This is a genomic window from Spirosoma sp. KNUC1025, from assembly GCF_045160025.1.
Classification (GTDB): Bacteria; Bacteroidota; Bacteroidia; order Cytophagales; family Spirosomataceae; genus Spirosoma.
The window spans coordinates 4,215,805-4,233,661 of sequence record NZ_CP087139.1 but is presented as its reverse complement, the minus strand read 5'-3'; the positions used below and the strand labels follow the sequence as shown (position 1 = coordinate 4,233,661).

Annotated in this window: 13 protein-coding genes; 6 read left to right on the top strand and 7 right to left on the bottom strand. The window is 48.0% G+C overall.

The features are described 5' to 3' along the window. Position 1: 1 nt before the first annotated feature. The 6 genes from LN737_RS18435 to LN737_RS18410 form a co-directional block, all read right to left on the bottom strand. Positions 2-1,096 (bottom strand): IPT/TIG domain-containing protein, encoded by a 1,095-nt coding sequence (locus tag LN737_RS18435; RefSeq protein WP_405511291.1) that lies wholly within the window; start codon positions 1,094-1,096, stop codon positions 2-4. Positions 1,097-1,230: 134 nt separating this feature from the next. Beyond that, on the bottom strand, positions 1,231-2,799 hold the full coding sequence (locus LN737_RS18430) for a RagB/SusD family nutrient uptake outer membrane protein (RefSeq protein WP_405511290.1): 1,569 nt from the start codon (positions 2,797-2,799) through the stop codon (positions 1,231-1,233). Between the two features lie 112 nt (positions 2,800-2,911). Beyond that, positions 2,912-5,155, bottom strand: coding sequence for a SusC/RagA family TonB-linked outer membrane protein (locus tag LN737_RS18425; RefSeq protein ID WP_405511289.1), 2,244 nt, complete (start codon positions 5,153-5,155; stop codon positions 2,912-2,914). Beyond that, positions 5,124-6,140 (bottom strand): carboxypeptidase-like regulatory domain-containing protein, encoded by a 1,017-nt coding sequence (locus LN737_RS18420; protein WP_405511287.1) that lies wholly within the window; start codon positions 6,138-6,140, stop codon positions 5,124-5,126. The genes LN737_RS18425 and LN737_RS18420 overlap by 32 nt, the downstream gene beginning before the upstream one ends. 93 nt (positions 6,141-6,233) lie before the next feature. Then, complete coding sequence (locus LN737_RS18415) at positions 6,234-8,012, bottom strand: sensor histidine kinase (RefSeq protein WP_405511286.1); 1,779 nt, start codon at positions 8,010-8,012, stop codon at positions 6,234-6,236. Between the two features lie 16 nt (positions 8,013-8,028). Further along, positions 8,029-8,670, bottom strand: coding sequence for a response regulator transcription factor (locus LN737_RS18410; protein ID WP_405511285.1), 642 nt, complete (start codon positions 8,668-8,670; stop codon positions 8,029-8,031). Positions 8,671-9,234: 564 nt separating this feature from the next. Between LN737_RS18410 and LN737_RS18405 the strand changes: the two genes are divergently transcribed. The 5 genes from LN737_RS18405 to LN737_RS18385 all read left to right on the top strand — a co-directional run bounded on the left by LN737_RS18405 (position 9,235) and on the right by LN737_RS18385 (position 13,074). Then, positions 9,235-9,633 carry a hypothetical protein gene (locus tag LN737_RS18405; protein WP_405511284.1) on the top strand — a complete coding sequence of 133 codons (399 nt, stop codon included), beginning with the start codon at positions 9,235-9,237 and terminating at the stop codon, positions 9,631-9,633. Continuing rightward, positions 9,630-10,022 carry a hypothetical protein gene (locus LN737_RS18400; protein WP_405511282.1) on the top strand — a complete coding sequence of 131 codons (393 nt, stop codon included), beginning with the start codon at positions 9,630-9,632 and terminating at the stop codon, positions 10,020-10,022. The genes LN737_RS18405 and LN737_RS18400 overlap by 4 nt, the downstream gene beginning before the upstream one ends. 140 nt (positions 10,023-10,162) lie before the next feature. Next, a complete protein-coding gene (locus LN737_RS18395) occupies positions 10,163-10,777 on the top strand; it encodes an isochorismatase family cysteine hydrolase (RefSeq protein WP_405511280.1) in 615 nt (204 codons plus the stop codon). A 105-nt stretch (positions 10,778-10,882) separates the two neighbouring features. Further along, positions 10,883-11,269 (top strand): hypothetical protein, encoded by a 387-nt coding sequence (locus tag LN737_RS18390; protein ID WP_405511279.1) that lies wholly within the window; start codon positions 10,883-10,885, stop codon positions 11,267-11,269. Continuing rightward, positions 11,164-13,074 carry an alpha-galactosidase gene (locus LN737_RS18385; RefSeq protein ID WP_405520449.1) on the top strand — a complete coding sequence of 637 codons (1,911 nt, stop codon included), beginning with the start codon at positions 11,164-11,166 and terminating at the stop codon, positions 13,072-13,074. Before LN737_RS18390 ends, LN737_RS18385 begins: the two co-directional genes overlap by 106 nt. Positions 13,075-13,162: 88 nt before the next feature. Here the strand turns inward: LN737_RS18385 and LN737_RS18380 are convergent, their stop codons facing one another. Further along, positions 13,163-15,913 carry a PQQ-dependent sugar dehydrogenase gene (locus LN737_RS18380; protein WP_405511278.1) on the bottom strand — a complete coding sequence of 917 codons (2,751 nt, stop codon included), beginning with the start codon at positions 15,911-15,913 and terminating at the stop codon, positions 13,163-13,165. 358 nt (positions 15,914-16,271) lie between these two features. Between LN737_RS18380 and LN737_RS18375 the strand changes: the two genes are divergently transcribed. Next, on the top strand, positions 16,272-17,849 hold the full coding sequence (locus LN737_RS18375; RefSeq protein WP_405511277.1) for an aryl-sulfate sulfotransferase: 1,578 nt from the start codon (positions 16,272-16,274) through the stop codon (positions 17,847-17,849). The last annotated feature ends 8 nt before the right edge of the window (positions 17,850-17,857 follow it).

Sequence of the window (17,857 nt, the reverse complement as noted above, 5' to 3'; positions counted from 1 at the left end):
ATTACTTCACCAGTAGGATGTCATCAAAATAGAAGGTTTCATCCTGCTTGTCTGGTCCCTGAATACGGAATCCAACCTGCTTTAAGGTTTTACCCGCCACCCAGAAATCCATATCCGAGAGCTTGATTTTGAAGTAGTTCCAAACACCGGCTTTAACATCAATCTTGTTCTTATCGACAAAATCACCAAAACCAGCTTTGCCTGCATCCGTAGTCAGATAAAGGGAGTAGTCGGCCGAAGCCCCTTTTATCCAACCCGTTACGTAGGTATAATCGGCCGAGTACGGAATAGCCGACGCCGACCAGTTGGCAAAGGCAATCAGATGCCAGTTTCCCTTCTGAAAGTTTTTGCCAACCGATGCCGTACCTGAGGCAAATTCTTTTGTGGTGACGGCTGCGGCATCACCCCATGAACCGTCCTGATAACCAGTACCATACGCATCCGTAAAGATTTGATACACTTTATCAAGATTGACGAACTCCTGCTTCGTACGCATCCGGCCCGTGCTGTTGGTAATGCTGAGCGTGCCACGGGTCAGGGTAGTCGCGGGCATCTGAACGACCAGTTGGGTTTTGGTTTTCGATACAACAGTTGCCGCATCCGAAATACCCTTTACCGAGTCAGCAATCGCGACTGCCGTTACGTCGTCAAAATTATTACCCGTCAGCGTCAGCACAGTCCCTTTTGTGAAATTGTAATTGGAAACGGAAGCCACCGTCGGATATGCCAGCGCCTTAAAAGGCACAGTTACCGTATTGCCTGCACTGTTGGTAAAAATAATGTTCTGATTGCCCCCCAGTACGTCGGCTGGCACGCGAAAAATGAGTGCGTTTTCGGTATTCAGTGTTGATTGAAAACCAGCCGGAACATTTCCTTTTTCAAAAACAATGGAACGTATATCACCCAGACCGGTGCCTGTCAACGTAACCAAAGCGCCACCAGCCGCGGAGTCGGGCGAGAGCGCCGTAACGGCTGGGTTACCAGGTTTAATCTGAGGGCTTCCGTCGGTATCTTTTGTGCAGGAGCTTACGCCTAATCCGGCCAAAGCCGTCAGAAACAAAAAGCCTGCTGTTCGAGTGAATCTATTAAATATCATTGCATGTCAAATTTTAAAAGTCATCTGCCACTAGTCATTGGCTTCGCGTCATTGGTTATTGGTCATTAGTTACTGGTTATTGACTACAATGACTAATTACCAATGACAAATGACTAATAGCCAATACATAATTGCTATTTATAATACGGAACAGGGTCTTTGCCTAATTCGGGGTCCTGAACAATTTCGCCAGCCGGAATAGGCAGGTACATCTTGTCTTCGGTAAAGTTGGTGAGGTACGTAGCGCCGGTTACAGTGCCCCGGTTTTGCTTTTCAATGATTGCTTTCGCTTTGGCAAATCCCTGACGTTGAACATCATACCAGTAGTCGCCTTCAAACGCAAACTCAACCCGGCGTTCATGCAGGATATTGTCGAGCGTTATGGACGTTCTCGGCGCCAGTCCGGCCCGGCTTCGCACTTTATTGATAGCATCGAGTGCTTTGGCGTCGCTGGTAGAAGCACCACCCGCCAGCGTCGCTTCGGCATAAATCAACAAAATATCCGCATACCGCAACAGCACTACGTTGTTGCCGGAATTCTGGCCGAGAACCGGATCGCCACCGAAACTTTTGCCAGGTCCGGCAAAATACTTCACGATATTCGAACGGGTCGGGCTGAGGCTTCCGCCATCTTCGGTGGGCTGCAACGTATCGTACTTAAATCCGTTGGCCATGAACGCGTTATACTTGGGAGCGTTGGCACGCTGCGGTTTCCAGTTTGGGTTTGTCCAGCCGTGTTCCATCACAGACCATTTCCGACGCAGATCACCAAACTCATATTCTTTCAGCAAATCCAGCGAAGGAACGTACATTTCCCACGCATCGGCTTCGGCTGTGCGCAGGGCACCCGCGCCCCGGTCTGGATTTTTGATGTTTCCAGTTCCCCAGGGGTCCTGCGCAAGTTGGTGTTGAATCGAGAATAACGATTCCGGATTGTTATTCAGGCTCATTTTCGTGAACATGCCCGTATAATCAGATACCAGGCTGTATTTGCCGGAATTAATCACTTCCTCAGCTTTCACTTTCGCATTGGCATAATCCTTAGAATACAGATATAACTTCGCCATCATACCCTTGGCCGAATACTTGGTCAGCCGACCCGCTACGTCCGATTCTGGCAAACCCGCTTCGGCCAGTTGCAATTCTTCAAGAGCAAACCGAAGTACATCCTTCTGCAAATAGCGCGGGATGTTGAAATTTCCCGATAGAGCCGTTTCGCCTGGGTCGGTGATGATCGGCGCTGCGCCCCACGTACGCGCAATGTAAAAGTAGATGGCCCCCCGAATGAAGTGGCATTCGGCAATAGCCGGATCGAGGTACGATGCACTACCGCCGGCAGCCTTTTTCTCTTCAAACGTTTTGATCATGACGTTCGAATAGCCAATGATTTTGTAAAAAGCACCCCAGGCAGCTCCAATACGGTCGGAGGCTGACGAAACTGTGAAGTTCAGATACTCGACGTCGGTATAGGTAAACATATTCCCACCCATTACGTCGCCGATGGCATCCTGAGCCCGGCTTTCGTAGTTCCGCCAGGGCAAACCGCTGTAGAGCGTACTGGTGGCCCCGCGCACTTCGTCGGCATTGTTGTAATAGTTCCCGGTTGTCGTGCCTGATAAGGAGGGCCGGTCAATAAATTCTTTCGTGCAGGATGCCAACAGCACAGCCGGAAGAATCAACGTATATAATGGCTTTATTTTCATGATTATTAATGATAGAATTCCTGAATGATAGAATGATAGAATTCTTGAGTCATTGAATTGTCGAATACGTTTATCATTGCATTCAATAATTCAATCATTCTATCATTCAGCCTTAGAATTGTAGATTCGCGCCTACGGTGAACGTACGTGGGTTTGGGTAGTGGCCAGCGTCTACGTTCATCAGCTTGATGCTGTTGTTGAATGAACCGATTTCCGGGTCGTAGCCCGAGTAATTCGTGAAGGTTTTCAGGTTCTGAATCGAGCCGTAAACTCGCAGGTTCTGAATCTTCACTTTACTCAGCAGGTTTTTCGGCAGCCGATAACCCAACGTAATGTTCTGAATACGAGCATACGAAGCATCTTCTATATACCGATCCGACATAGCCGTGTTGTTCTTGTTGGTATTCGTGAATCGGGGTAGCGCTCCGTCCGTGTTCGATTCCGTGTACCGATCATTAACCGTTTTCAGCTGGTTGGTATAGGCATTGTTTAACCCTTCGAGCTGCCAACGCAGGAAGTTAAACGCCTTGCCCCCCTGACTTCCCTGCAGGAACAGAGAGAAATCGAAATCGCCGTAATTCAACGTATTGGTGAACCCCCAGGTAAACTTGGGCAGCGGACTTCCAATGTAAGTCAGGTCGTTAGCATCGATTTTACCATCGCCGTTAATATCCTTGTAGCGGATATCACCCAGCCAGGTTTCGGTTTGATTGACCTTGTAGCCAAACTGTGGCAGACTGGCATCCAGATCGGCCTGCGTACGGAACAGCCCATCTGTTACTAAGCCCCAGAACGAACCAACCGGCCGCCCTGGCGTGGTATGGGTAACCAGGTAGTTGTTGTAATAGATCTTACCGTCCAGAGCCGAAGCGGCACTCGCTGCTTTTTCGTATTTGTTGGTAAACTGCGTAAATACTACGTTGGTCTTCCAGCTGAAATTACCTTTTTTGATATTAGTCGTTGTCAGGCCAATATCGACACCGGTATTCGTCATCTGGCCAGCATTACCCAGCGGTGCTTTCAGATCGTCCCACTGATCGCCAACCCCAATCAGGTTCGGCCCCGTCAGGAAGATGATCATGTCGGAGGTTACTTTCCGGTACACATCAATCGTAGCGTCGATACGTCCATTCAGGAAGCCCAGGTCAACACCAGCATTGGCCGTTTTAACCGATTCCCATTTTAGATTCGGGTTGGGAATGCCGTTGATCATATTGGACGAACCGAAACCAACTGGTCCCGAAAAGAACTGTACAGCCCCTACGTACGCTGGATTCGGCGCTCCTCCAGGGAAGTTCTGATTACCCACGACCCCATAGCCCAGGCGTACTTTAGCATAATTCAATACGTTCGCCACCGAGCCCTTCATAAACTTCTCATTCGAAACCGTCCAGCCAGCCGATACGCCGGGGAAATAGCCCCACCGATTGTTTGGCCCGAAGTTCGACGAGCCGTCTGACCGGAAACTAGCCGAAATAGAGTATTTATCGTCGTAGGTGTAGTTGGCCCGCGCGAAATACGATTCCATAGCCCACTGCCCTTTGCCCCCGCTCAGGCCCCAGGTTGTCTGATCGGAACTACCTGTGTTCAGGTCAAAAATATTGGCCTGCAAATCCACTTTCGTTCCCGAAATCGACTGGTAGTAAGAGTTTTGCGCCTGATGCCCGACGGTTGCCTGAATGCTGTGTTTTTTGATGTACTTGTTGTATGTCAGGTAGTTCGTCAGCGACCAGTAATAATTGTCAGAACGCGAGTCGATCAGTTTACTGCGGAACGATGTAGTACCCACGTTACCTGCCTTCTGATACGCTACGTTATTGTCCTGTCCCAGTGCATACGATAATTCGTTACGCAGCGATAATTCTTTGGTGAACTGCAGTTCGGCATACAGGCTTCCGAAGATATTGTTCGACGTTTTGGTATTACCGCGATACTGACTGTTTCCGACAAGGTTCGAGCCGTAGTATTGAACGCCACCTACTGTTTGACCGCCACCCCAGCTACCATCCAGGTTTCGCACAGGTGTCAACGGGCTGGTTGAAGCGCCCCACCAGATGGTTCCTTCGGCGGCATCGGCCAGCGATACGTTCTGGATACTACGTGATACGTTGGCGCTGATACCTACTTTAGCCCAGCTTTTAAGTTGATTATCAAGGCTAAAGCGTGATGAATAGCGCTTAAAATCAGAACCGAGCAATATCCCTTTGTTATCGAAGTAGTTCAGCGAGAGATAATACGTCGTTTTGTCTTTACCACCCGAAAAACTCAGTTGATGGTTGTTGATTTTACCATGCTGAAACATCGCTTCCTGCCAGTCGGTACCGTTACCGAGCAGCTTCCGGATTTTTGAATTCATCCGCTACCGGGTTGCCAATAATTGGCAGCACTTCATTCTGATAGCGGGCAAAATCACGCAGGTTCATCAAGTCCAGCCGACGAGCTACTTCCGAAACGCCGGTATACATTTCGTAGTTGATTTTTCCTTCGCCCTGCTTTCCTTTTTTGGTCGTAACGAGAATCACGCCGTTGGCGGCCTGCGAACCATAAATGGCTTGTGCTGATGCATCTTTCAGTACGTCGATACTCTCAATATCATTTGGGTTGAGCATCGCCATCACGCTGTTTCCAGTTTGGCCGTCGCTACCGCCCAAACCTGCATAACCGGTACTGTTCGATGTGTTGCCACCAACAAACGGTACGCCATCGATTACAAACAGGGGGTCATTGCTGTTGATGGACGTAACTCCACGCACCTTGACGGATACACCACCACCGGGTTGGCCGCCATTGCTGGTAACCGTAACCCCGGCTGCTTTTCCCTGCAACAGCTGGTCTATACCAGCGGCCGGGATATCCTTTAAATCAGCGGCTTTCACAGTTGTGATTGATGACGTAACGTCGGAACGTTTTGCCGTACCGTACCCAATTACAACGACTTCGTCCAGGGACTGATCGCCGGTCTGGAGCGTAATGTTGAGGGTCGTGCGCGAGCCTACCTCCACCTCCTGTGTTTTCATACCAATAAATGAAATCACCAGCACTTTCGATCCGGCGGGCATATTGATCGAAAATGCCCCATTCACGTCGGTGGTGGTTCCAAGCTGTGTTCCCTTAACCGAAACGGTTGCGCCGGGCAGGGTATTCCCTTTCTCGTCAGATACGACCCCTTTAACCAGGCCCTTGCTATCTGATGGGCCACTGACCGTAGCTCCAACCGCTTTTGTGGTTGCCAGTGCAGGCGGGTTTTTCACCGCAGCCGCGCTGGTATTTGCTCGCTCCTGGGCATGGACACTCATCCAGCTGCTCAGGAGGAAAGCCACCGAAAGCATATGTTTGATCATAAAAAATTAGAAATTAATTGTTGACTTAGGTACTAGGATTGGTAGAATATTAATCGTGTAACTGTCCTGTCCGATAGCTGATTAGTCTACTTATCAGGCTATGGATGGGATCGGTTTGGCTAATTTTTGCATGGGTAACGAAATCATCACAGAGGTCCCTTTTCCTTCCTCGCTCTGCCACATCACTTGTCCGCCGAGGTAAGCAATCCGTGATTTGATGTTGGCAAGACCATTTCCGCCCGAGGGTTCTTCTGAAAAGTTACCGCCCTTCCCATCATCATCGACGCTGATTAAGGCCGTTTCGTCATTGGTCATGATCTGAATTGTGATCGTCTGGGCTTGGGCATGTTTGAGCGCATTGTTCAGCAATTCCTGCACTACTCTGTATAGCATGGCTGACGGTTCTTCACCCAGCGGGGGCAGCTCACCGTAATGTTCGAGTACTAAGGTTGTTTCATTGACCAGATTGAGTTTCTGAACCAGGTCTTCCAAAGCAGGAATCAAACCAAATGTTGACAAAGCATAAGGACGCAAATCATTGGATATCAGGCGCGTTTCGGTGCAGGCTTCATCCAGAAACTGATTCAACGGCTCTTTCACCGACAAAGGCAACAGTTCCTGGTGTGCTTCTACAAACAGCTTGATACGTGACAGCTGAATCCCCAGACCATCGTGCAGATCACGGGCAATCCGGCTCCGCTCTCCCTCCTGCCCTTCAATCATAGCCCGCAACGATTTCAGTTCCAGTTGCCGAATCTGTTGCTGTGCAATAACAGCCTGCTGACGGGCAATAAGCTTTTGCTGACGACGTAAAAACACCAGTGCCGCTACCCCAGCTATGCTGATGAACAGAACACCCACCAGTACTGAATTCAGGAATCGCTGGTTCTGGCCCTGCTCTTCGGCCAGTTGTTTCTCCACCGCCAGTGTTTTTATCTGACTATCCAGCTCCTGCAACCGAATGCTTTTTGTCTGCTCTGATTCATAAAATTGATTCGCCAAATCCAGCGTCTTCAATGATGCTGCGTAGGCTTGCTGGTAATCACCCATGCGCGAATAACTATCAGCCGAATGCTTGGATAACTCGCGCAACATGGCAACGTTTTTTTCAGCTTCGGCCAGCTTGTAGCTTTTCTCGTAAGCGGCAATGGCTTGTTCTGAATGATTCCTAAATTGCTCGACCAGGCCCAGATAAAAATAATTCAGGGATATTAGCCAGTTGACATTCAATTGTTTCGCTATCGTTAAGCTGCGACTTGCGAAATACTGGGCGGAATCGGGCATTTTCAGCCGCGAATACGTATTGGCCAGCAGATTCAGCGCGTATGCCTGCGAATAAGGTTGTTTGTACTGATCGCTCATTCGGGCAGTTTCCCGAAGGTCCGCCAGCAGATTTTTCGGTAGCGGATCTTTTTTCTGGGCAATGTTGGCAACCCCCAACCGACATTCGATCACCTTGGGCATGTTATGCGTCCGCTCAAAAAACTGTCGCGCCTTGGCGATGTATTTTTCGGCCGACGACTGCATGAAATAATCGTGCGTATAATAATCACCAATCGCAATGTGCTCCGAGTAGTACCCAACCGAATCACTAGCCAGGCTGTAGTATTTCAGGGCGTTGAAGTACGAATCCAGTGTATACTTATTGTAGTTGTAAAGCTGATGATACAGGCTGCCCAACTGGTCATATGCCTTTGCCGCCTGCTCATACTTTTTGCTTTGCACCAGCAGTTTTACTTCTTTTTTCAGGCTATCAATAGCCGGTGTAGCCGACATAGCCCACGACCCTTTGTAGGCAACGCTCAATCCCAGAAGCAGCAAAGCTCCCATGCTAATTTTTCGCAGTAGACTGAACGTAAGATTTCTGGTCATCGGAATCCGTTGCCTGTTAATCAATGTATTGCATTTCCATAGCAGTCTTAATCAGCAGGGCCGTATTTGGAACACTGAATTTCATAAGCAGGCTACTACGGTGAAACTCAATCGCCTTGGCGCTTACAAACAGTTGCGATGCCATTTGCTGCGTGGTCAACCCCTGTGCAATCAGGGTCAGCACTTCCGATTCGCGGGGCGTAAGGTTGGGCTTAATCCCAGCCGCAGATTTTTTAGCCCGGGGCCCTTCATGCAGTAAAATCGACGTAATGATTTCATTGAAATATGGTTTCCCCTGAGCCACCGTCTGGATAGCCTGCAACAGTTCCGTTTTGGTCGTATTCTTCAGCAAATACCCTTTCGCCCCTTTTTTCACAACCCGCTTGATCAGGCTGGCATCATCGTGCATTGTGAGCGCAACCACATTGGTACCCGGATAGGTACGGGTGATGTACTCGCATAATGTCAGGCCATCGTCAACATGTGGAAAGGAAATATCCAGCAAAACGACATCAATGGCTGTGTATGAAAGCTGCTCCATCACCGACGATACGGTATAACAGCGCTCTGTTACCTCAATAGCAGACGATCCTGAAATCAACGACTCGATTCCTTCAACAAAGACATTATGATCATCCGCGATCAGCACTCGTATCATATCACACTCAATTGGATATTGCTTCTGCCTACGAAAAAAGGGGTTTCCCTAAAGGGGCTATTTACCCGTTCGCCTAACTGCTTACACGATTCTTGTAAATAGAACTTTGTTTAGCAAAATTAGGATTAAGTTGACGAGTAATAGAATAGTGAAAACCCGACTGTAGTTAAAATTAGGGAAAACCCTAGTGTCGGTACGTATTCATTCAGCTTGGCTTCTGACCTCATTCAGTGGAATTGAGCGCGTAGATTCGCAGTTTCTTTACACATGATTTCTATTTTTCTGACCCATTCCCAAAAATCGTTGCGACATGAACCAAGGGAAACGAATCGGTTCGTTGAGCTACAGAAATAACACGTTAAAGGCCTCCTAAATTCAGTTTGACCGACATATTCTTAAGATTTTACCAAACGCTGATTTGGGGTACGCTGCCATCATTTTTACGTAACCAAGTGAATTTTCGACAGGTAGTCAGCAGTGCACTTCCGCTTTATTACTGCAAATCCGTTCGTAGATTGCCAGTCTATTGACTCCCCAACATTCCCAAAAAACGCTACGCCCATTATGCAGTATTCCCCGTTGATTACCCGAGTTATCTGGTTACTGAGTATGGCTCTATTTTCGGTCACGTCGGCCGTGGCCCAATCGAAAGCTCCTCAGAAACTGTATATGTTTCTTATCTATCACAAGCTGAATCCGGGTCTTTCGATACAGGATGCCTTACCTGTAGAACGGGAATGGAAGAGAGTCAATCAGGCGGCCGTTGATGAGGGGAAACTGGAAGGCTGGTACATGACCGTCAAACAGTTCTCGTCGAACCCCAACCCGAGCGAATACGACTACGTTACCCGGATTGTTTCTCGGGAAATGGCCATTAAAGGCGCATCGCCGGAAGCGATGACCCGTATTTATGGCGACAGCGTACAGGCAAAAATGGCCGATCTGCAAAAAGAGACCGGATGACAGCTCCGGTTGTGAAAATGGAAATATGGGAAATCAGTGATGGTACGTATGCTCCTGACTTTGCGCCCAATGGTTCGCAGTTAATGGTTGTTGAACGTATCAAACGCCGGAGTCAAGGGTCTGATTATGAGAGTCTGATTCCGGTGCTGAAACGGTCTGGTGAGGAGCGCGTCCGGAAAAACACTCTTCTGGGTTGGGATTTCTCGACACTGATTGTCCCTAACGGCACCGAAAAAGGGTACGAATTCAGCATCGCTCAGTTTGTGTCGAACTTGAGTGTACTGGCCGACCCGACCACAAAACAGGCACGTAGCCAACTGGCCCAGAATTTCGACGTAGTACGTCAGGAGGTGTATCGGTTTCAGGAGTATACAACAAAAGCAAAGTGACTAACCGTTAACCCGAACTAGGGCCGTAAACTAACTTAACAGTCGTGAGCTGACTCCATGTAGAGTTAGGTGAATACGCTAGCTGTTGCAGACTGTTAGGCAGCAGAAAGTGTTATTACTTTAATGCAACTAAATTAAGTATGGATACCAAAAGTGCCAGTTTACACGGTAATGCGCCCGACTCCTCGCCAGTCGCCTTATTGATTATTGATATGATTAATGACCTGGAGTTTCCGGGTGGAGATGAACTTATAATCCCTGCCCGGCTTGCGGCTGATACTATTCTGAAACTAAAACGTCGTGCGAAAGCATTGAAGATTCCCGTCGTGTACGTCAATGACAACTTTGGCCGCTGGCGCTCTGATTTTAATGAAGTGGTTGAACACGTACTGCACGACGGTGTTCTGGGACAATATCTTGCCGAAGTGCTCAAACCCGACCATGACGATTATTTTGTGCTCAAGCCAAAGAACTCCGCTTTCTACGCCACAACGCTGGATACTCTGTTAACGTACCTGAATGTCAAACACTTGATACTGACAGGCCTTAGTACCGACTCCTGCATACTGTTTACTGCCAACGACGCTTACATGCGCGATCTTAAGCTTAGCGTTCCACCTGATTGTGTGGCGTCGATCAAACCCACACATACTGACGACGCTCTGGCTTACATGAAGCGGGTACTTAATGCTAACTTAACTCCCTCCGCTGAGATTGATCTGGAAGCATTAAAACACGACGTATCGATCGTATAGTATCTGTAGATGCGGTCAATACGTCACTCGCTCATATTCCTATGGTTTTCAGACTGCTCAGTCTATTCTAAAACAACTGCAACTCAAATCTCCATTTCTCTATTGATGAAACAAGTTTATTGGTACCTATCGCTTTTTCTGTTGATGACATACGTAACGAAGGCTGCTCCCGACGATACCCATATCGTTATTGAAACGCAGCAGACTGCTTTGGTCATTCGGGTTGATAAAGATAAGATCCCGACACTAGTGCATCTGGGAACCAAACTACGTAACACGACTGAGTACGCAGCCATCCCGGGACGGGTAAACGGGGCGAAGACTATACAGGTATTTATAATTCCATGTACACGCCAGCCGGGAGCCGTAACTTACTCGAACCAGCCATCCAGGTCACTCATGCCGACGGTAATCCATCCCTCGATCTTCATTACGTTCGGCATGAAAGTCAGTCCGTGGGCGATGGTGTCGTACAAACCAATGTATATCTGAAAGATCCACAGTATCCGTTTGAGGTTACGATGCATTATAAAGCCTACCAGAAAGAGGACGTTATTGAGCAATGGGCGTCGATCAAACACGCCGAGAAAAAACCCATTACGATGCAGAAATACGCGTCGGCCAACCTCTACATACCCGCGCAGACTTACTACCTGACGCATTTTCATGGCGACTGGGCCAACGAAATGAATCCATCTGAAATACAGCTGACGGAGGGTATAAAAATCCTGGACACGAAGCTGGGTACACGGGCCGATCTGTTTCAACCGCCTTCTTTTCTGCTTTCGTTAAACCAGCCCGCCGACGAAGACCGGGGCGAGGTGATAGCCGGTACGCTCGCCTGGTCGGGCAATTACCAACTGGCATTTGAGGTTGATCCATTGCATAACCTACGTATTATCCCTGGCATCAATCCTTATGCTTCGGCTTACTCGCTTGCCCCCAATCAGGAGTTTACAACCCCAGCATTCCTATTTACGTATTCTACTCAGGGAAAAGGCGGAGCCAGCCGCAGCCTGCACCGCTGGGCGCGTAAACACCGTATTCCACAAGGGCAGGGAAACCGCCTGACTTTGCTGAACAACTGGGAAGCTACGTATTTCGACTTCAACGAAGAGAAATTATCGGCACTCATCAAAGACGGCAAAAAGTTAGGTGTCGATTTATTCCTGCTCGACGATGGCTGGTTTGGCAACAAATACCCACGTAACGACGACCACACATCGCTGGGCGACTGGCAGGAAAACGCTAAAAAATTGCCGCATGGGTTGGGCTATCTCGTGAAAGAAGCCGAAAACACAGGTATTAAATTTGGTATCTGGCTGGAACCCGAAATGGTCAGCCCCAAAAGTGAGCTGTATGAAAAACATCCGGATTGGGTGATCAAGCTACCAAATCGTCAGGAGTATTACTTCCGCAATCAGCTTGTTCTTGATTTGTCGAATCCCAAAGTACAGGATTTCGTGTATGAAGTTGTGAATGGCATCATGACTAAAAATCCAACGTTGGGCTATATTAAATGGGATTGTAACGCGGTCATCTACAACGCCTATTCGGCTACAAACCCTAACCAGTCGAACCTCTTTGTTGACTATGTACAGGGACTTTACAAAGTTGTCGAACGGCTTCGTACCAAGTATCCTACCTTGCCCATGATGCTGTGCTCGGGGGGCGGTGGCCGGGTTGATTACGGTGCGCTACGTTATTTCACCGAATACTGGCCCAGCGATAATACCGACGGTCTGGAGCGGGTTTTCATTCAGTGGAATTACTCGTATTTTTTTCCGGCTATTGCCAGCTGTAACCACGTAACGGATTGGGGCAAACAGCCAATCAAGTTCCGCACCGACGTAGCGATGATGGGCAAACTCGGGTATGATATTGTGGTTAGCAAACTGAGTGAAACTGAGCTACAGTTCAGCCAGGAAGCTCTGAAAACGTATGATCGTATCAAACCGACTATCTGGCAGGGTGACCAGTTCCGACTTTCGTCTCCCTACGCCAGCGACCTGGCGTCGATCATATACGTAAATGAAAAGCAGGATCAGGCAATCTGGTTTTCTTACCTGGTAAAGAGTCGGTACAAAGCGGGCAGCGTAGCACCTATTAAACTGAAAGGATTGAACCCTGAAAAAAACTACAAAATTCAGGAGCTTAACGTATACCCTGGTTCACGATCAGACATCAACACCAATAAAGCTACGTACTCTGGCAATTACCTGATGACCATTGGTTTTAATCCACAGGTGAGTACCCGTCGGGAAAGCGTCGTGCTGGAAGTAAGTGAGGTAAAGTAAGTCGGTTTAGAACGGTCAGAAAAGAAAGACGAATGCCATTACTCTAAGTAATGGCATTCGTCTTTCTTTTCTGACCTGTCGTTAAATCTCACCGTCCTGTTTGCGGAGTTTCCTGCGGGACTGGATCACCTTTTCGCTGGAAAGCAATCCATTCCAGCCCCAGCAGATTCTTCCCATCAGGTTTCACGAATACGAAGTAAAGATCATGTTTGCCCCCCGGATTCTGAATGGGTGCGGTTACGTCAGCATACTTACGCCCGTCACCCGTAGGAGTTGTGTTGACCGTGCTGATTACTGGTCCCGTTGGCGAATCGGTATGCACTTCAATGGTTGCGCTCTGATCTTTCGAGGCATAATGATACGTTAACTGATCGATGCTTTTCAGGTCGATTGACTTTAGCACGAAATACGATTGGTCGTTGATATTGCTTAACCGTCTTCCCTGCTTCGCTACGTTATGCAATTCATCGGCTTCGGTAGCCAAGACTTTAGTAGGGCGTAACACAAGGGCATCACTCTTCATCAACGCCAGATTGGGCTGTGCTCCGCCAACACTCCCTTTGTCGGTGTACGACGCGGTCAGGATATACCGGCTCGACTGGTCATTCCCAACGTGTTCTTTGAGGTCCAGACTACCCTGCTGAGGAAGTTGGTTGTTGGTTGGCTGCACACCCAGCGAAAAAATGTATTTAACCATTTCTGTGGTTTCATCCCGCGAAAGTTGCGGGTGGGCACTCATGGCATGCTCTCCCCAAACACCCCCACCGCCAGTAATAATTTTGTTGGCGAGTTTAGCCGTTGCTGTTTTATCACCTGCATACCGCTTGGCAACTTCCGTAAATGATGGCCCAACCGACTTGGCATTTACCTGATGGCAGGCTTTGCAGTCACTTCCCGCAACAAGCGATTTACCCAGATTGTAGGAAGCCGAAATCTGTTGGTGGCCGATTTGCTGCTCATTACCAGCCACTTTCGGAATATACGTGAGCCCAACTTTTAGGTTTTTCTTATCAATCGTTTTGTCTTCTTTATCCGTAACGGCTACCGTATACCGCAGCGGTGTTTGATTCGGGAAGAAGAACGTACTATTATCTGTTGTCGAGACCGCTACCGATGGCGTTGTGTTACCAACTTTGATGGTGAGCGTATCGGTATTTTTTTGGCCTGTCGGGTCCGTTACGGTCAGAATAGCTTTGTAGATACCGTTCTTTTTAAAGGTATACGTTGGATTAGCTTCCGTTGAGGCTACGGTATTCCCGTCAAAACGCCACTGATACCGTAACTGATCTTTATCATAATCATAACTTTCGTTGGTAAAAGCCACCGTCAGCGGGGCCAGTCCGATGGTATCTTTTGCCGTTATTTGAGCAATAGGTGCCCGGTTTCCTGGGTTGAAATCGATACGTACCAGGCGTGCATCTTCATTATCAATACCATACACCGAGCCATATTCAAGCATATAAAACGAACCTTCTGGCCCAATTTCCATATCGACAGGCCGACGAAAATCACCCGTTTTGGGCATGAACTGTTCCATTGACTGGAAATTCTGCTGGTCATCCAGCCGAACGGCGAATACCCAGTTTCGCATCCAGTCGTACATGAACAGGGCTTTGTCGTAATAAGCGGGCATTTTTGTTTTCGACTGAAGTGCGGCATTGTAATGATACACCGGCCCACCCATAGCGCAGCGGCCACCCACACCCAACTGCGGAAACTCGTCTGATTTGTTATACGGATACCAGACCATCGCTTTGTTTACGGGCGGCAATTGTTTGGCTCCCGTGTTGTTCGGCGAATTATTTACGGGTGCATTCGGGTCAAATAATTCACCAACTGCTTTGGTCGCAAAATCGTACTGATGGTATGGCTTACTATCGCCCACGAAGAATGGCCAGCCATAGTTTCCTGGCTTTTTAGCCTGATTAAACTCATCGTATCCGCGTGGCCCCTGCGGTCCATCGACGCCCGAGTCAGGCCCTATCTCACCCCAATACACAATTGACGTAGCGGGATCGACCGAAATTCGATAGGGATTACGACAGCCCATTACGTAAATTTCTGGCCGAGTCCCTGCTGTACCCTTTGGAAAAAGGTTTCCTTCGGGAATGGTGTATGACCCATCAGGCTCTACATGAATACGCAGGATTTTACCCCGCAAATCATTCGGATTCCCAGCCGAACGTGCTGCGTCGAACGTCAACCGGTCCGGACGCCAGTCTGTCGGCGAAAATCCGCTTGATTCAAACGGTACGGTGTTATCCCCCGTTGAGATGAAAAGATTACCGTGTGTATCCCAGGCCATCGACCCACCTGTATGCGCACTCACTTCCAGATCAATCGGAAACTCGATAATGGGTTTCTCGCTGGCTAAGTCCAGCGTACTATCGTCGGAAATTTTAAATCGGGCAATACGTTGCTTCGTCTGATTATTGTCCTGTATGGTGTAGAAAAAGTAGAGGTAATGGTTTTTGCTGAAATTAGGATCAATGGTCATCCCCAACAATCCATTCAGGTATTTCTCGACGGCTTTCACCGGAAAATCGTGTAGCAGCCGGGTTTTCTTTTGCACCGGATCGTACATATAAAACTTACCATGCCGTTCAACAAAAAACACCCGTCCATCGGGAGCGACGGCCAGTTCCATCGGTTCGTTCAGGTCATTGGAAAGAACCGTTTTGGTAAACCGGTTTTCTTCCGGGCGGTTTGTCGTGTCTGCAAAAACCTGAGATGATTTCGCAATGAACGGATCACGAGAATGCGTCCAGTTGTTCATAGGAGCGATTACGCCCAGTAACGCACTACCCAGCGACAAATAAGTAAAGAGAGAGGAGACCATGTATTTGGGGTGATAGGTTTCGAAAATAAACGGTGAGGCTGTATGCCTCAAAACCCGATTATTTCAAAAAGCACATCGGCTTCAAGGTTTAACTATATACGCCAGGATTCGTGCGTGAAGATCCCTTGCTCCTGTTCTCTAACTCAGTCCGTTGCCTTGATTAAATCTGTTTTTAACCCGGCACAATGATTATCAACCTATTATGTCGCCGTAAACGCAACGTTATCCAGAATTTAGGCGTACCTGTCTATTAACCCATTACCCGGCAAACAATATCTACTCGCAATTTTCGCCTGGAAACGTGGTGACGTCAAACAATTGTATTAAACCAATTCTTACCAATTAAACTTTACTCACGATGAAAAAAATCCTTCTCTACAGTGCCATAATCCTGTTGCTGGCAAACTGTAAACCTTCTCAGGATGACTCGCCTACACCTTCTGCTTCTACCCTTTTTAGCATTAGTGCCGATTCTGTTCAGGTTAACCCATCGGGCTTTAATCCCTTAGCTGCAGTCGTCAAGTTTACTTCACCAGTAGCCGGAAAAACATTTATTCGGGTAAGAGGAAAACACGGAAAAATAACTGATGTCGAGCATACCTTCACGGATATGGGCACAAGTCACAATGTACCTGTCATTGGCCTTTATCCAAACTACAGCAATACAGTTGACATACGTATTCTTAGTCAGCAGGGTGATACGTTAGCAACAGCCTCAACCACCATTCAGACAGGAGAGCTACCTCCCAACATGCCCACCTCCATCGTAGCGGCCCCTTTCGATGAATCCAAGGTGGCCCCCGGCCTGATTCTGGTCAGTAATTTTAGTACGTCTGGCACCGGAAGCCCACTTACTCCATTTTTTATGGATGCGTATGGTGAAATCCGGTGGGTGCTGGATTACCGGACGCATCCCGTTTTGAAAGCCCTCAACTACGATGATGGCATCAGTCGATTACGTAATGGTAATTTCTTTTTTGGGGATACAAATCCGAATATACCAGCCATTTATGAGGTTGATTTATTAGGAAATGTAGTTAACAGCTGGAAATTGTCAGGCTATGTTTTCCATCATGAAGTCATGGAAAAGCCGAATGGCAACCTCCTGCTAACGGCGACAAAACCGGGTAGTACTTACAAAAATGGAAGCCCGACGGTTGAGGATTTTGTCATTGAAATCGATCGGCAAAGCGGTAACCTGGCCACCGTCTGGGATTTGAAAGAATCCCTGGATGAATCCAGAATGAATCTAGTAACGCCTGATGGGGTTCAAACACCCAGCGACTGGTTTCATGGCAATGCAGTGATGTATGATTCAACGGATAATACCATTGTCGTATCGGGCCGTTCTCAGGGTATAGTGAAGCTGGATTATAACAATCAGGTGAAATGGATTTTATCGGCCCATGCAGGGTGGACAACCAACAGACAGGACGAAGCGTTATCACAATATTTATTACAACCTCTGGATGCGAGGGGAAACCCTATCACAGATAATGCTGTCATTAATGGTACAGCAGTAGCTCCTGATTTTGAATGGAACTGGTATCAGCATAATATCACGCATCTGCCCAATGGTGACTGGATGGTGTTCGACAATGGCTCCGTGCGTGAATTCAACCCTGCTGCTTCAAAGTACAGTAGGGCTGTTACCTATAAAATTGATCCGGTAAACAAAACTGTTCAGCAGACGTGGACATACGGAAAAGAAAGGGGCGCAGAGACCTATTCAAAAATTATAAGCAGTTCACAATTTCTCCCGCAAAGCAATCACGTTGTGTTTGGACCGGGCTATCAGGTTCCCAATGCTGACGGTTTGGGAGGCAAAGTTGTCGAGATCGATTATGCCACGAAACAGGTGTTATTGGAAATAAGTATCTCCTCAGCGAACGGGTTTGGTTTTCATAGAGCGATTAAGATGAGTGCTTACCCCTAGAATATACT

What these genes read in the sequence shown, in the direction of transcription:
- LN737_RS18375 (WP_405511277.1), top strand. Translation starts at nt 16,272, where the DNA reads ATGAAAAAAATCCTTCTCTACAGTGCCATAATCCTGTTGCTGGCAAAC.
- LN737_RS18430 (WP_405511290.1), bottom strand. Translation starts at nt 2,799, where the DNA reads ATGAAAATAAAGCCATTATATACGTTGATTCTTCCGGCTGTGCTGTTG.
- LN737_RS18380 (WP_405511278.1), bottom strand. Translation starts at nt 15,913, where the DNA reads ATGGTCTCCTCTCTCTTTACTTATTTGTCGCTGGGTAGTGCGTTACTG.
- LN737_RS18415 (WP_405511286.1), bottom strand. Translation starts at nt 8,012, where the DNA reads ATGACCAGAAATCTTACGTTCAGTCTACTGCGAAAAATTAGCATGGGA.
- LN737_RS18420 (WP_405511287.1), bottom strand. Translation starts at nt 6,140, where the DNA reads ATGATCAAACATATGCTTTCGGTGGCTTTCCTCCTGAGCAGCTGGATG.
- LN737_RS18405 (WP_405511284.1), top strand. Translation starts at nt 9,235, where the DNA reads ATGCAGTATTCCCCGTTGATTACCCGAGTTATCTGGTTACTGAGTATG.
- LN737_RS18390 (WP_405511279.1), top strand. Translation starts at nt 10,883, where the DNA reads ATGAAACAAGTTTATTGGTACCTATCGCTTTTTCTGTTGATGACATAC.
- LN737_RS18435 (WP_405511291.1), bottom strand. Translation starts at nt 1,096, where the DNA reads ATGATATTTAATAGATTCACTCGAACAGCAGGCTTTTTGTTTCTGACG.
- LN737_RS18425 (WP_405511289.1), bottom strand. Translation starts at nt 5,155, where the DNA reads ATGAATTCAAAAATCCGGAAGCTGCTCGGTAACGGTACCGACTGGCAG.
- LN737_RS18410 (WP_405511285.1), bottom strand. Translation starts at nt 8,670, where the DNA reads ATGATACGAGTGCTGATCGCGGATGATCATAATGTCTTTGTTGAAGGA.
- LN737_RS18400 (WP_405511282.1), top strand. Translation starts at nt 9,630, where the DNA reads ATGACAGCTCCGGTTGTGAAAATGGAAATATGGGAAATCAGTGATGGT.
- LN737_RS18395 (WP_405511280.1), top strand. Translation starts at nt 10,163, where the DNA reads ATGGATACCAAAAGTGCCAGTTTACACGGTAATGCGCCCGACTCCTCG.